The organism is Flavobacterium sp. 9AF (assembly GCF_902506265.1).
Taxonomy (GTDB): Bacteria; Bacteroidota; Bacteroidia; order Flavobacteriales; family Flavobacteriaceae; genus Flavobacterium.
Genome location: NZ_LR733624.1, coordinates 1 through 12,970 on the forward strand (window position 1 = coordinate 1; position 12,970 = coordinate 12,970).

General features: G+C 29.5%; 13 protein-coding genes. 7 read left to right on the forward strand and 6 right to left on the reverse strand.

Features of this window, described 5'->3' with window-relative positions:
• The first annotated feature begins 142 nt into the window (after positions 1 to 142).
• Together HALO113_RS18440 and HALO113_RS18445 are read left to right on the forward strand one after the other, a co-directional pair.
• Positions 143 to 1,237, forward strand: coding sequence for a M42 family metallopeptidase (locus HALO113_RS18440; RefSeq protein WP_159780612.1), 1,095 nt, complete (start codon positions 143 to 145; stop codon positions 1,235 to 1,237).
• A 180-nt stretch (positions 1,238 to 1,417) separates the two neighbouring features.
• Positions 1,418 to 2,116: a hypothetical protein gene (locus tag HALO113_RS18445; protein ID WP_159780613.1), complete on the forward strand. Its 699-nt coding sequence runs from the start codon at positions 1,418 to 1,420 to the stop codon at positions 2,114 to 2,116.
• Positions 2,117 to 2,207: 91 nt separating this feature from the next.
• Here HALO113_RS18445 and HALO113_RS18450 read toward each other — a convergent pair whose 3' ends face one another.
• The 6 genes from HALO113_RS18450 to HALO113_RS18475 all read right to left on the reverse strand — a co-directional run bounded on the left by HALO113_RS18450 (position 2,208) and on the right by HALO113_RS18475 (position 7,892).
• Complete coding sequence (locus tag HALO113_RS18450) at positions 2,208 to 3,155, reverse strand: phosphoribosylaminoimidazolesuccinocarboxamide synthase (protein WP_159780614.1); 948 nt, start codon at positions 3,153 to 3,155, stop codon at positions 2,208 to 2,210.
• 112 nt (positions 3,156 to 3,267) lie between these two features.
• The gene (locus tag HALO113_RS18455; protein ID WP_159780615.1) at positions 3,268 to 3,780 is read right to left on the reverse strand and encodes a hypothetical protein; all 513 of its coding nucleotides are present in this window, start codon (positions 3,778 to 3,780) and stop codon (positions 3,268 to 3,270) included.
• Between the two features lie 120 nt (positions 3,781 to 3,900).
• Entirely contained in the window at positions 3,901 to 4,362 is a 462-nt protein-coding gene (locus HALO113_RS18460; protein ID WP_159780616.1) for a hypothetical protein, read from the reverse strand.
• Between the two features lie 4 nt (positions 4,363 to 4,366).
• On the reverse strand, positions 4,367 to 5,185 hold the full coding sequence (locus HALO113_RS18465) for an SDR family NAD(P)-dependent oxidoreductase (protein ID WP_159780617.1): 819 nt from the start codon (positions 5,183 to 5,185) through the stop codon (positions 4,367 to 4,369).
• A 124-nt stretch (positions 5,186 to 5,309) separates the two neighbouring features.
• Positions 5,310 to 6,749 (reverse strand): alpha-amylase, encoded by a 1,440-nt coding sequence (locus HALO113_RS18470; RefSeq protein ID WP_159780618.1) that lies wholly within the window; start codon positions 6,747 to 6,749, stop codon positions 5,310 to 5,312.
• Between the two features lie 192 nt (positions 6,750 to 6,941).
• Positions 6,942 to 7,892: a PhoH family protein gene (locus tag HALO113_RS18475; protein ID WP_159780619.1), complete on the reverse strand. Its 951-nt coding sequence runs from the start codon at positions 7,890 to 7,892 to the stop codon at positions 6,942 to 6,944.
• 191 nt (positions 7,893 to 8,083) lie between these two features.
• Between HALO113_RS18475 and HALO113_RS18480 the strand changes: the two genes are divergently transcribed.
• From HALO113_RS18480 to dnaN, 5 genes are all read left to right on the forward strand, one after another.
• Positions 8,084 to 8,914: an S-adenosyl-l-methionine hydroxide adenosyltransferase family protein gene (locus HALO113_RS18480; RefSeq protein WP_159780620.1), complete on the forward strand. Its 831-nt coding sequence runs from the start codon at positions 8,084 to 8,086 to the stop codon at positions 8,912 to 8,914.
• Between the two features lie 2 nt (positions 8,915 to 8,916).
• Entirely contained in the window at positions 8,917 to 9,213 is a 297-nt protein-coding gene (locus HALO113_RS18485) for a putative quinol monooxygenase (RefSeq protein ID WP_159780621.1), read from the forward strand.
• A 117-nt stretch (positions 9,214 to 9,330) separates the two neighbouring features.
• Positions 9,331 to 10,056, forward strand: coding sequence for a gliding motility-associated ABC transporter permease subunit GldF (gldF, locus tag HALO113_RS18490; RefSeq protein WP_159780622.1), 726 nt, complete (start codon positions 9,331 to 9,333; stop codon positions 10,054 to 10,056).
• Positions 10,056 to 11,738: a gliding motility-associated ABC transporter substrate-binding protein GldG gene (gene gldG, locus HALO113_RS18495; protein ID WP_159780623.1), complete on the forward strand. Its 1,683-nt coding sequence runs from the start codon at positions 10,056 to 10,058 to the stop codon at positions 11,736 to 11,738. Before gldF ends, gldG begins: the two co-directional genes overlap by 1 nt.
• An 87-nt stretch (positions 11,739 to 11,825) precedes the next feature.
• Entirely contained in the window at positions 11,826 to 12,944 is a 1,119-nt protein-coding gene (gene dnaN / locus HALO113_RS18500) for a DNA polymerase III subunit beta (protein ID WP_159780624.1), read from the forward strand.
• Positions 12,945 to 12,970: the final 26 nt, after the last annotated feature.

Below are 12,970 nucleotides of genomic sequence, written 5' to 3' on the forward strand. Positions count from 1 at the left end.
ATATTAGAGTCTCAAAATAACGATATAAAAATTGTACTAATTTCTAAAACTAGTATTTCTTAATTTAAAATTATAACCAAAAATAAATAAATATTAGATAAGTCTTCAACCAATTTTATAATTTAGCAAAAAATAAATATTTATGAGTTCTAAATCGATATTAAACAAATCGTCACTTACTTTTTTAGAAAATTATTTAAATAATGCTTCACCAACAGGTTGGGAAGCTTCTGGTCAAAAAATTTGGATGGAATATTTAAAACCATACGTTGATACTTTTATTACTGATATTTATGGGAGCGCAGTTGGAATAATAAATCCAGATGCTCCTTATAAAGTAGTGATTGAAGGTCACGCAGACGAAATTTCATGGTACGTAAACTATATTACAGATGACGGTTTAATCTATGTTATTAGAAATGGTGGTTCGGATCATCAGATTGCGCCATCTAAAAGAGTAAACATTCATACGAAGAAAGGAATTGTTCGTGGGGTTTTTGGTTGGCCAGCCATTCATACTAGAGGAAGAGCTGGAAAAGCAGAAGAAACTGCAAAAATTGAAAACATTTTTATTGACTGTGGTTGTTCTACCAAAGCTGAAGTAGAGGCATTAGGTGTTCATGTAGGTTGTGTAATCACCTACCCAGATACTTTTGAAGTATTGAACAACGATAAATTTGTTTGTAGAGCAATCGACAATCGCATGGGAGGTTTCATGATTGCAGAAGTAGCACGTTTATTAAAAGAGAACAAAAAGAAACTACCCTTTGGGTTATACATTGTGAACTCAGTACAAGAAGAAATTGGTTTACGTGGTGCCGAAATGATTACCCAAAGCATCAAACCTAATGTAGCAATTGTAACTGATGTTTGCCATGATACGACTACACCCATGATTGATAAAAAAATTGAGGGTGATTTAAAAATGGGAAAAGGTCCTGTTATAGCTTATGCTCCTGCTACACAAAACATTTTGCGCGAAATGATTGTAGAGACCGCAGAAGAAAATAAAATTCCCTTTCAAAGACATGCTACCTCTAGAGTAACGGGAACCGACACAGATGCTTTTGCATATAGTAATGGTGGTGTTGCTTCTGCACTTATATCGTTGCCCTTAAGATATATGCATACAACTGTTGAAATGGTTCATAAAGAAGATGTAGAAAACGTAATCCGTTTAATATACGAAAGCTTATTAAAAATTGAAAATAATCATAATTTTTCATACTTTAAATAAAAAAAACAGCCCTTGAGGCTGTTTTTTTGCATTTAATTAACCTATAAATGCTTGTTTACCGTTTTTATTTGCTCTTTAATCGATTTGTTTATGTTTCTTTAATAATATTTTTGAGATTTGTGTTACCAAATTGAATATGAAACTTTTACTACATGATTTTTATTAACCAAATGCTCAATTATGTATTCAAAAAAGATTTTAATTTTATTTTTAATTTGTCCCTTCATCCTTTTTTCTCAAGTAGGTATAGGTACTACTAATCCAACAAAGGAGTTAGATGTTAATGGGAACATCCGAATTAGAGGTTTATCCAATACTTCTGGAAGCACAACTCCTGTTTCTGTAACTTCAGATGGAACTCTTGTAACTGGTTTTAATGAAGTTACTGCTCCAGGTATTAAATTTGTGGGTTTTTTATCTAACGATTTAAGTTTGAATTTAGACTACAATTTTAAAGATATCATTCTAAGTAATGAACTTTTAGATGTTTTAAACGAATACAATAATACTACAGGCAGATATTCTCCTACCGTAAATGGATATTATAAAATTTCAATGGATTTTGACATTGGCGATTATAGTAATAATTCTAAAGATTTAGATATTTTAATTGGCTTATGGGATTTTACTGATAATCATTGGGTATTAAGAAGAACCTTTAAACATAGAGATAATAATAATTCTGGAATGGGAAGCGGAAGAAATGAAAGCTATGGTATCACAAACTATTTACAACTAATCCAAGGTCACTCCTATGGATTTAGAATATTTACAGATTATGAAAATAGTGTTACAAGAGATGCTAAATTAAAATCTAGTAATAGTGGATCAACTGGAACATCGCTTTCAACTAATTTTTCTATAGAAAAAGTACTTTAAACGAGATAAAATAAAAACACAAAAAGGCTTAAAAATTAAGCCTTTTTGTGTTTTTATTTTATCTAAAGTTAGTGAAATTTAAATTTTACAATTATTTATTTAAATATTCTAGAACATTTTGTTCTATTCTTTTCTGAATATTAGATATATCTTCTTTAATAAATTTTTCTCCAAGTATATTTTCAAATAATTCTATATATCTTTCAGATACGCCATTAATATAATCTTCAGTCATATCTGGAATTTGTTGTCCTTCTTTTCCTTGAAAACCATTAGAAATTAACCATTGACGTACAAATTCCTTTGAAAGTTGTTTTTGAGGTTCATCATTTTGTTGTCTCAATTCATATCCATCTGCATAAAAATAACGAGAAGAATCGGGAGTATGAATTTCATCTATTAAAACGATTTTACCATCTTTAGTCTTTCCAAATTCATATTTAGTATCAACTAAAATTAACCCCTTAGAAGCTGCTATCTCAGTTCCTCTTTGAAATAAAGCTCTAGTATATTGCTCTAGAACAATATAATCTTCTTCTGAAACAATCCCTTTATTAAGAATTTCTACTCTAGAGATATCTTCATCATGTACTCCAAAATCGGCTTTTGTAGTTGGAGTAATAATAGGATTAGGAAATTTATCATTTTCTTTTAATCCTTCTGGAAGAGTTACTCCACACAATATTCTTTTCCCTACTTTATATTCTCTTGCAGCATGTCCTGAAAGATATCCTCTAATTACCATTTCAACTTTAAATGGCTCACAAAGATGCCCAATAGCAACATTGGGATCTGGTGTTGCAATTAACCAATTTGGAACAATATCTTGAGTTAATTGCATAAAACGCGTTGCAATTTGATTTAAAATTTGTCCTTTATACGGAATACCTTTAGGCATTACCACATCAAAGGCAGATAATCTATCAGTAGCAATCATAATTAAAAGTTCATCATTTATATTATAAACTTCTCTAACTTTACCACGATAAACAGATTTTTGGTTTGGAAAACTAAAATTAGTTGCTGTAATTGTATTCATTTATTGTTATGTTGTTGAAGTGCAAATGTAATTTGTTTAACATTGCGAAACAATAAAAAATAAAAAAAGGAAGAAATTACTTTCTTCCTTTCGTATTGACTTTATTTTCTATTTATTCAAATCTAATATTATAGGTTACACCTAAACCTACAGTTTGCAAATCTAAATCGTTTCCTGCAAAAGTGTTTTGATAAAAGGCATAAATATTCCAATCTCTATTGTGGTAACCAATTTGTGGATTAACATATAACCCACCATCATTATTTTCTACATTAGTTAAAAAACCATAGCCTAAGTCTGAACCAAAGAATAACCCACTAGGAGTAAAATAATAACGTAAAAAACCAGCTACTGGTACCACTCCAAAATCTTCAAAGTTGTCTTTAGCAAAATAATGTGAATAACCTGATGCAACTCCAATTGCAAAATTTGGATTAAATAAATACTGACCTCTTAAGTCTAATCCTAAATTAAAAGAGGATACATCACTTGCGTCGCCAACAGGAACTCCAGCAGTTATACCCGCTTTTAACCATGAATTGTCCGAATTAATATCAATTTCTGTTTCTTGTGCAAAAATCGGACTTAAACCTAATATTCCGATTAATAAAAATAATTTTTTCATATTCTGTTTCTTTAAAATTTATGTTACAAATTTCAAGAAAGTTGCTAAGCGATAACTTACATTATTTTTGAAAATTCTTACACAATTAAAAGCTTAATATTTTATTATCCTTAATACTAATCATTTAAGCAATTTAAGATCTTTTAAAATCGAAATACCTTTATCTTCTATTTTTTCAATTCTTTCAAAATCGACTTTATTTTCAGCATTTTTAAAATGTATTTTTAGACTATTATAAGTGTACTCGATTTTTATTATCTTTTTTAATGGAATTTTATATTGATTTCCAGAATTTACTCTTATATAATTAAAAGCTGACAAGAACAATAACATAATACCTAAAGGCAACATAATTTTTCCATTTTTCCCATTATTTATATTAAAAAACAAGAGCAATGAAAAAGCTAGCAACATTACATAGAAACTATATGTTCTAATTTTTTTTCTTGTATGAATACTTTTCGTTTTGTTAGTTTTTTCATAAATATTATCTATTTCTGACCAATTTCCTGATTTAGTAAGATATAAATTATTTTCATCAATATTTACAAATCCTTTTTCATATTTAAAATAGTATTTCATTTCTTTATCTTTTTAAAACGACTCTCTTAATTACCCAATTAAACATTCTGTATCCTAAAATTCTTCTAAGATATCTCATAAAATTTGCATCAAAACCTATGGTATATTTTCTAAAGCTTATTTGAGGTTTTTCTGCAATTTTATATAGCTTAGAAACTATCTTATCAGTTAAATCCTTATTTTTTTTCGTTTTATTATTCAGTATTTTATTAATCTTACATTTCATTTCTTCGTAAGAAACTATTTCAGTTTCTTTACATTGAGCCACATTTTTTTGAAAATTTGTAGGTGCATTACCAAATTGTACAGTGCAAACACTTACATTAAAATCTAATAATTCATAAGACATACATTCTGAAAAGCTCTCGACAGCTCTTTTAGTAGCATGATAAAAATTTCCTAAAGGTAAATTAACTAATCCTGCGACTGATGAAATATTAATAAAGTTTCCTTTTCTTTGTGCTCTAAAAACTGGTATAAAAGCTCTACAAACTTTTATAACGCCTAATAAATTAACATTAACAATAGTATCAATTTTAGAATCTTCTGAAAGCTCAACAAAACTACGATAACCTAATCCAGCGTTATTTATAATTACATCTAAAGTTTGAAAATCTTGCAAAATTTGTTCCTTAGCTTTTTCAATACTTTCTGTAGAGGTAACATCTAATTCATAGCATTTTACGTTGGGCCAATCAATCAATTCTTCCGCTAAATTGATGTCTATCATGGTTGCAATGACATTCCATCCTTTTTCTGCAAAATACTTAACCGTAATTTTACCTAAACCGCCAGATGCACCAGTAATGAGTATGTTTTTCAATTTTTAATAGTTTTTGGGCTACAAATAAAACTCATTTCATACACATTAACAAAAAAAAGATGCTGTACATATTTTAGTACAGCATCTAACCTAATTATAACTCAAAAATAACGTAATATAAAATTTATAACGTTGACCAAATAGAATAACTATTCGGAGGACATTGTATTTTTACCCATTTGTCTCCTTGTGTAGTAGGATACCAACTTGAATTTCCTGTATAATCTTTTATTGTTGTATTAGCCCAATTGGTTTGAATCCATCTTTCTTGCCAAGAACTAGAGTTATTTAAATATACTATTAAACCTGAATTACCATTATATCCATTTCTTCTAGCAATATACTCATCGTTATCTGCATACAAAATCGAAGTATTTCCAGTCGCTTTATTGTTGTGAATCCAAATTAAGTTATTCAATTTATTTTTATCCAACCATTCTTCATAATCTCTATAAAAAATAGTAGGATAACCTTCATGTGTAAGAATATATGCATATGCTAAATTTTTATTCCAAATTTGATCTGTATCATGATTAGAAACAAAAGTAACAGCCCTAAATGGTCTTCTCTTCCATAACATATCTCCAGAACTTAATTTACTTAAATCATTTCCATCAAACGCTTCATCCATTTTGTAATAACATGCAAAATCAAATGCAGAACTATTTGCATTATCGCACCACCATTCTAAAGTTGCTGCATTACCATCCCAATATTCACCCACAGAAAATCCTCCTACGTTAGCATTCCATTGATTAACAACCCATGGTCCAAATCCTTTTACATAATCAAATCGCCAACCATCAAATTTCATTGTATTTTTATAGTATTTACCTACCGCATCTGCTCTACCCCATAACCAATCTTGAACATAAGGATTAGCATGACATAAGTCTGGAAAACCTCCAAAACTTCCTTCATCATTATTCCCATAAGCATTTTTATAGAAATCATGATAACTTCTTTGAAATTTTCCAGAAGCTACACCTGAAAAGTTAGTCCAAGTTTGTGTTCCAGTGTATGGATTGTTTTCTAATTGTCCACCACTATTATGATTAATTACTATATCCGCATATACTTTCATATTTTCATTATGAGCAGCAGTTATCAAACTTGTTAATTCCGTTTTTGATCCAAAGCGGGTTTCTACACTTCCATTTTGATTATAATTACCAAAATCATAATAATCTGTAGGATCATATCCCATAGAATAAGCTCCATTTTGAGCTTTTGAAGCGGGAGGCAACCAAATAGATTCTATACCAGCATTACCCCAAGCGGTAACTTTACTTTTTACTGTGTTCCACCAAGTTCCTCCAGATGGTACGTCCCAATAGAAACCTTGCATCATAACACCTCCACCTGCATTGGCAACATATTTTGCATTCAAATTAGATTTATCATCACCGGTACTAAAAGGTCTTCCGTCATGAGTCGTCACTTCAATTGTTTTAAAATCATTTAAATGGGCTTCGCTTTCGTTTAGACTTTCCTCTTTATCACATGAAAAAAAAGGAAAAACCAAACAAATAGCAAAAAAACGAAGTTGATAAGTTTGTTTCATATTTGTATTTATTTAATTTTTTACCTAAATTAATATAATATTTATAATTATTTTAATTAAAAAATACAAATAACACAACGAAAACGTTTTCGTGTTGATAAATTTTATAAAATCATTATTTTATCAATTTAAAATAAAAAAAGAGCTAATTATAAAATAAATTAGCTCTTTTCGGTCTTAAAATCTAAAAAATCAATCGTGATTTTCTATACTTTTATAGGCATCTATAATTTTCTTCACTAGTTTATGACGCACTATATCTTTATCATCTAAATAAATAATTCCTACACCTTCAACATCTTTCAAAATTAGAATAGCTTCTTTTAATCCTGAAATAGTTCTTCTAGGTAAATCAACTTGTCCAGGATCACCTGTTATCATGAACTTCGCATTTTTCCCCATACGAGTTAAGAACATTTTCATCTGACTATGCGTTGTATTTTGTGCCTCATCAAGAATTACAAAAGCATTATCTAAAGTACGCCCTCTCATAAAAGCCAAGGGTGCAATTTGAATTATACCTTTCAATATGTAATCCTCTAACTTTTCAGGTGGAATCATATCTCGTAATGCATCATATAAAGGTTGCATATAAGGGTCTAATTTTTCTTTCATATCACCAGGCAAGAAACCAAGGTTTTCACCCGCTTCCACAGCTGGGCGTGTAAGGATAATTCGCTTAACTTGTTTATCTTTTAACGCTTTTACTGCCATAGCTACACCGGTATATGTTTTTCCAGTTCCAGCTGGACCTATTGCAAAAACCATGTCATTCTTTATGATAGTATCAACTAACTTTTGTTGATTAGGTGTCATGGCTTTAATCAGCTTACCACTAACTCCATGCACTAAAATTTTATCTCTATCATGCATGAATTGCGCTTCTTGAGCATCACTTTCTAATACTCTTGATACTACATTCTCATCAATATTATTATATCTGGTAAAGTGCAGCATTAGTCTTTTAAATTTGGCTTCAAATTCTTCTAAAATTTCTTCTTCGCCATAGACTTTTAATGTTGTTCCTCTAGCTACAAATTTTAGTTTTGGGTAATATTTTTTAATTGCCTCTAAATGAATATCTTGTGCCCCCCAAAAATCTTTCGGTGTAATCTCAACTAGTTCAATGTTTCTCTCGTTCAAATGCTTTCTTTTTAAATTATTTTTGTTGTCTTAAAATTATGCTAGCTTTGTATTGAATTTTGGAATTATATAATTTTACCAAAAAAACTTTCTGCTATTTTTCTACTATTTTTTGTACAAAAAAGCAAAAGTGCATGATTCAAATTTAAGAAAAACAGTGCTTGTATTTTTAATAAGTTATAAACAAAAATATGTCAATAATTACGCTTACTACCGATTTTGGACTAAAGGATCATTTTGTGGGTGCTTTAAAAGGTAAGCTTATCTCTAATATTGAAAATCCAACTATTGTCGACATTTCTCATGATATCGACTTATTTAACACTTTAGAAGCAAGTTATTGTATCGCTGCTTCCTACAATAGTTTTCCAAAAGGAACAATACATATAATAGGTGTTGATAGTGAAAAAACCGACGTAACTCAACATATAGCCATGCAATGGGAAGATCAATATTTTATATGTGCCGATAATGGAATCCTTAGTGCTTTAATTCAAAAAAAAAATCCACAAAAAATAGTTGCTATTTCTATTCACGACCGTCTTCAAGAAGAACCTACTCCTATGAATGTATTTGTTGCAGTAGCTTCGCATATAACTCGAGGTGGTTTATTAAACGTTATTGGTAAAGAAATAACAGAGTTGAAAATTGTAAATGAATTAACTCCTATAATTTCAAGTGATGCCGTTTCCATAAAAGGAAATATCATTTATATTGATCAATTTGGAAATTGTGTAACCAATATTTCTAAAAAACTTTTTGATGAAATTGCTTTAAAAAGAGCCTTTACAATTTCATTTCATAATAAAAAAATAGAACGAATTCATCGCTATTATTCCGATTTTAAAAATGCAGATAAGTATCCATTAAAATCTTTTGAAGGAAATGCTTTAGCGCTTTTTAATGAAAATGGCTATCTAGAAATAGCAATTTATAAAAGTAATCCTAAAACAGTAGGTTCAGCTTCTACCCTTTTAGGATTAAAATTCAGAGATGTAATTAATATAACTTTTAATTCATAATAATGTTTGTAAGGATCGTAAAAATGAGATTTCAGGAAGACAAGATTGATCTCTTTCTAGAAAACTTTAATCAGGTAAAAGAAAAAATTAGAAATTTTGAGGGAAACGAATTTTTAGAGCTTTATCAAGACAAAAATGACCCTAGGATATTTTTCACCTATAGTTATTGGCAACAAGAAGAAAACTTAGAAGAATATAGAAAATCAGTGCTTTTTACTGAAGTATGGAATTTTACTAAGGCTTTATTTAGTGATAAACCTGAGGCTTGGAGTGTAAACAAATTAGTTACTTTAGTTTAATACTTACAGCTTTCATTCTTAAATTTTAGCTTATAATTAAAGTAATATACTACATTTGCAAAATCTAAAACTGCATAAAATAACTCACAAAATTAAAATCATTTTGAATCTCAAGACATGAAAGCAATACTTTTTAGAGAGATAAAATCTTTTTTTGGTTCACCAATTGGCTATTTAGTCATTGCCATTTTTTTAATTCTCAATGGATTATTTCTTTGGGTATTTGATGGTGAATTTAACATCTTAAATTCTGGATTTGCCGATTTGGGTCCATTTTTTAAATTAGCTCCATGGATCTTAATTTTCTTAATTCCAGCCGTTACAATGCGTAGCTTCTCAGACGAAAGAAAACAAGGCACAATAGAACTTCTTTTTACAAAACCGTTATCGATTTGGGAAATCGTAAATGGTAAATTTTTTGGAGCGTTACTGTTAATCGTTATTGCAATTTTACCTACATATATTTATGTTTGGATTGTATCTTATTTAGGTAATCCATCTGGAAATATAGATATAGGAAGCACACTTGGTTCGTATTTTGGGTTATTATTTCTTATAGGTGCTTATTCATCAATTGGTATTTTCACTTCTTCTTTATCAGACAATCAAATAATAGCATTTATTATTTCGGTTTTTATCTGTTTTATTTTTTATTTCGGTTTTGACGGTATAGCGCATAAATTTGCAGAAAACAGTAAAATAATTGCCGCTTTAGGAATGGATTATCACTTTAGAAGTATGAGCCGTGGAGTAATTGACACAAGAGACATTATATACTTTTTAAGTATTACCATACTATTTTTATCATTAACCGTTTTCCAACTAAAAAGAGTAAGAGGATAATGAAAACTTCAAAAAAACAAAATTTTAAATCTTTAGCTGTAATCTTTTTTGTATTGATAGCTATAAATATACTGAGCTTTTATTTTTTTAAACGTTTCGATTTAACGGAAGACAAGCGATATACACTTTCAGAGACTTCATTAAATATCATTAAAAACGTAGACAGTCCACTTATTGTAGATGTTTTTTTAGAAGGGAATTTCCCTCCAGACTTTAAACGTTTACAAAACGAAACAAGAGAATTATTAGAAGAATTTGCCGCTTATAATCCAAATATCATTATCAATTTTGTAAACCCCGTTGAAAAGGAGGAAGAACGTGTTGCTGTAATGAAAGAATTTTATGAAAGAGGATTACAACCTTTAAACATTACAGTTGATGATAAAGGAAAACAAACTCAAGAAGTAGTTTTCCCTTGGGCAGTAGCTAGTTATGGAGATAAAGGTGCCAAAGTAGCCTTATTAAAAAACTTAATGGGAGCAACTACTGAAGAAAAAGTAATTAGTTCTGTACAACACTTGGAATTTGCATTTGCAGAAGCTTTTAACAAGATTACCAAAGAGAAACAAAAGAAAATTGCTATTATTAAAGGTAATGGTGAATTACAAGATATTTATATCGCTGACTTCTTAAAAACGGTTCGAGAAAGTTATTTTTTAGCACCCTTTACACTTGATTCTGTAGGTTCAAAACCAAAAGAAACTCTTACAGCATTAGAAAATTATGATTTAGCAATTATTGCAAAACCTACTGAAAACTTTACTGATGAAGAAAAACAAGTTTTAGATCAGTTTATCATGAATGGTGGCAAAACGCTTTGGTTATTAGATAATGTGCATGCTAATTACGAAGATCTATACAATGAAACAGGAGCCATTTTAGCGCAAAGAAATGATTTGAATTTAACCGAAATGTTCTTTAAGTATGGCATTCGAATTAATCCATTATTAATAAAAGATGAACAAGCAATACCTATCAAATTAGCCACGGGTCAACAAGGTAGCGAAACACAATACCAACAATATTTTTGGAGATTTTCACCTTTTGTTTATCCTTCTACCCATCATCCTTTGGTAAAAAACATGGAAGGAATTAAATTTGAATTTGCTTCTCCAATAGAATTGCTCAAAAACAACATTAAAAAAACGGTTCTTTTAAGTAGTTCCGAGTATTCGAAATCGATAGGTACACCTGCACAAATTTCGTTAGATATGGTTACAGAAGAGACGAAACCTGAAGATTATAATGGAAAAGGTTTATTACCTGTTGCCGTATTATTAGAAGGAGAATTTAACTCGATGTATTCCAATCGGGTATTACCTTTTAAAGATAATAACTTTAAAAATAAAAGTGTACAGAATAAAATGATTGTCATTTCTGATGGTGATGTTATTAAAAATCAATTAGAAAAGGGAGTTCCACTAGAATTAGGCTTTGATAAATGGACAAATAATCTTTATGGCAATAAAGAATTTTTAATGAATAGTGTGAATTACCTTTTAGACGATACTGGTTTAATAAATATTAGAAGTAAAGACGTTTCACTTCCACTTTTAAACAAAGAAAAAGTATATCAAAACTACACTTGGGCTCAAATGATGACAATAGGTTTACCTCTATTTATATTAATAATTTTTGGATTACTTTTTACTTATTTAAGAAAAAAAACATATAGCAAATAGTTTTTAATAAAAATCTTTTTGTGTTTGCTAATAATTAGAATATATTTGTGCAACTAAAATCATAAACGGTTTTAAAATAAAATAATAATGAAATTTATAGTTTCAAGTTCGTATTTATTAAAACAACTTCAAGTATTAGGAAGCGTTATTAATAGTAGCAATACGTTACCCATTTTAGATAACTTTTTATTTGAATTAGATAACAGTAAACTGACTGTATCTGCTTCTGATTTAGAAACTACTATGTCTGCTAATTTAGAAATCGATTCTAATAGTCAAGGTAGTGTAGCTGTTCCTGCAAAGTTATTATTAGATATTCTTAAAACTTTTCCAGAGCAACCTTTAACTTTTACAGTTGAAGAAAATAGTACTGTAGAAATTAGTTCTAATTCTGGTAAATATGCCATTGCTTATGCTCCAGGAGAAGAATTTCCTAAGGCAGTTGCTTTAGAAGATCCATCATCAACCCTAGTGCCAGCTGAAGTATTAGCTACTGCTATAAGTAAAACTATTTTTGCTGCAGGTAATGATGATTTAAGACCTGTTATGAGTGGTGTCTTTTTTCAATTTTCACCAGAAGGATTAATTTTTGTAGCAACTGATGCGCACAAATTAGTTAAATATGCTCGCACTGATGTTAAAGCTTCACAAGTGGCAGATTTTATTATGCCTAAAAAACCTTTAAATATTTTGAAAGGTATTTTGGCTGCATCAGATGCTGAAGTAAAAATTGAATATAACGATGCGAATGCTACTTTTTCATTTGAAAACTATGTATTAACCTGTCGTTTAATCGATGGGAAATATCCAAATTATGAAGCGGTAATTCCTAAAGAAAATCCAAATAAATTATTAATCAATAGAGTTCAATTTTTAAGTTCTGTACGTCGTGTAGCTATTTTTGCTAACAAAACAACACATCAGATTAGATTAAAAATTGCAGGTACAGAATTAAATATTTCTGCTGAAGATATTGATTACTCAAATAAAGCCGATGAAAGACTAACTTGTGATTATCAAGGTGATGATATGCAAATAGGTTTTAACTCTCGCTTCTTAACTGAGATGCTAAACAATCTTTCAAGTGACGAAATTCAATTAGAAATGTCTATGCCCAATAGAGCTGGAATTCTTACTCCAGTTGATGGCTTAGATGATGGCGAAACGGTAACTATGCTAGTAATGCCCGTTATGCTAAGTAATTAATAATTTTAGAATTTAGAAATCAGAAA

Bases quoted from the DNA above. Each gene is read 5' to 3' on its own strand.
- HALO113_RS18440 (WP_159780612.1), top strand. From the start codon at position 143: ATGAGTTCTAAATCGATATTAAACAAATCGTCACTTACTTTTTTAGAA.
- HALO113_RS18450 (WP_159780614.1), bottom strand. From the start codon at position 3,155: ATGAATACAATTACAGCAACTAATTTTAGTTTTCCAAACCAAAAATCT.
- HALO113_RS18460 (WP_159780616.1), bottom strand. From the start codon at position 4,362: ATGAAATACTATTTTAAATATGAAAAAGGATTTGTAAATATTGATGAA.
- dnaN (WP_159780624.1), top strand. From the start codon at position 11,826: ATGAAATTTATAGTTTCAAGTTCGTATTTATTAAAACAACTTCAAGTA.
- HALO113_RS18470 (WP_159780618.1), bottom strand. From the start codon at position 6,749: ATGAAACAAACTTATCAACTTCGTTTTTTTGCTATTTGTTTGGTTTTT.
- HALO113_RS18445 (WP_159780613.1), top strand. From the start codon at position 1,418: ATGTATTCAAAAAAGATTTTAATTTTATTTTTAATTTGTCCCTTCATC.
- HALO113_RS18480 (WP_159780620.1), top strand. From the start codon at position 8,084: ATGTCAATAATTACGCTTACTACCGATTTTGGACTAAAGGATCATTTT.
- HALO113_RS18455 (WP_159780615.1), bottom strand. From the start codon at position 3,780: ATGAAAAAATTATTTTTATTAATCGGAATATTAGGTTTAAGTCCGATT.
- HALO113_RS18485 (WP_159780621.1), top strand. From the start codon at position 8,917: ATGTTTGTAAGGATCGTAAAAATGAGATTTCAGGAAGACAAGATTGAT.
- gldF (WP_159780622.1), top strand. From the start codon at position 9,331: ATGAAAGCAATACTTTTTAGAGAGATAAAATCTTTTTTTGGTTCACCA.
- gldG (WP_159780623.1), top strand. From the start codon at position 10,056: ATGAAAACTTCAAAAAAACAAAATTTTAAATCTTTAGCTGTAATCTTT.